Genomic DNA, 1073 nt, shown 5'->3' with positions numbered 1-1073 from the left:
TTATTGATCTGAGGAAGATACAAATTATAATCTCCAGATATACTTTTTTATCTTTATTCACTAGAGATTAATAACCTATATATTATTCTATAATAATATAATCTACTAACCATACAGAATATTTCGTAGCTAAATTGAACAAAATATTAAAACTTAACGGATAGTTTAGTTTTTAAAAAAAATCTAATTTTACTCATTAGTAAACACTCTTGTGTTATTGTTATCTTTTGTTATTGTTATCTCTTTATAATGATGTTTTTATATCAATTTGAATGTGCTAATAATGTTAATGTTTCTTCAGGTTAGGATCGTTAAAAAACGATCCCCCCCCTATTTTATTTTCAAATAGTTTTTTAACTACCTTAAGTTTTTTAACTACCCTACCTTTAATAAAGTATTAAAAAATAAAGTATTAAAAATTTAAAAATAATAAATAAAGCCACCTGATAAGCCGGGTTCTGTCGTGAACAGTCATCTATCTAGGATGTGTGTCACCACACATCTCAAGCAGCCTACCCAAAATCCAGTGCGAGCCACACAATAAAGATTTTTATTTGGCCTTGCTCCGAGTGGGGTTTACCAATGCCGTTTCTGTTACCAGAAAACGCGGTGCGCTCTTACCACACCATTTCACCCTTACTATCGAAATTTTGACAGTGGTATACTTTCTGTTGCACTTTCCGTAAGCTTTCGCTTCCCAGGGATTACCTGGCACTCTGCTCTATGGAGCCCGGACTTTCCTCCCAGCTATGCTGAGCGACTGTTTAGTTGGCTCAGGGCATATTATACCAAAATTTGAATAAAGATATCTAAGAAAATTTCTACTTCTTCCATCCCGAAATTGGCTCCGTCTCTAAAAATCTGCTTCGCCATTTGTCCTACTTAAGTCCTACTTAATTAGAATACTAGATATCTTCTAGCATTAGACATCTTCTAGTTCTAGCAGTTTTTTAAAATAAAGATTGTTTTAATTATTTCCTTGCAAATAGGGAAAATATTGGTACAAGGCGAAGCGAATCCAGACCTTTCGGTAAACAAATCAAACGTAGTACTAGTTGAGAGCGACCTTTAAC

At 33.5% G+C, this 1073-nt stretch carries 1 other RNA gene; it reads right to left on the bottom strand.

Annotation, left to right across the window (positions count from 1 at the left end):
- Nucleotides 1-431: 431 nt before the first annotated feature.
- Nucleotides 432-776: RNase P RNA component class A (rnpB, locus tag CLERM_RS00490), an RNA gene on the bottom strand.
- Nucleotides 777-1073 lie beyond the last annotated feature (297 nt).

It is taken from the genome of Coxiella-like endosymbiont (assembly GCF_002871095.1).
In the GTDB taxonomy this organism is placed as follows: domain Bacteria; phylum Pseudomonadota; class Gammaproteobacteria; order Coxiellales; family Coxiellaceae; genus Coxiella.
The sequence above is the reverse complement of the archived record's forward strand: the minus strand, read 5'-3'. Positions and strand labels throughout refer to the sequence as shown.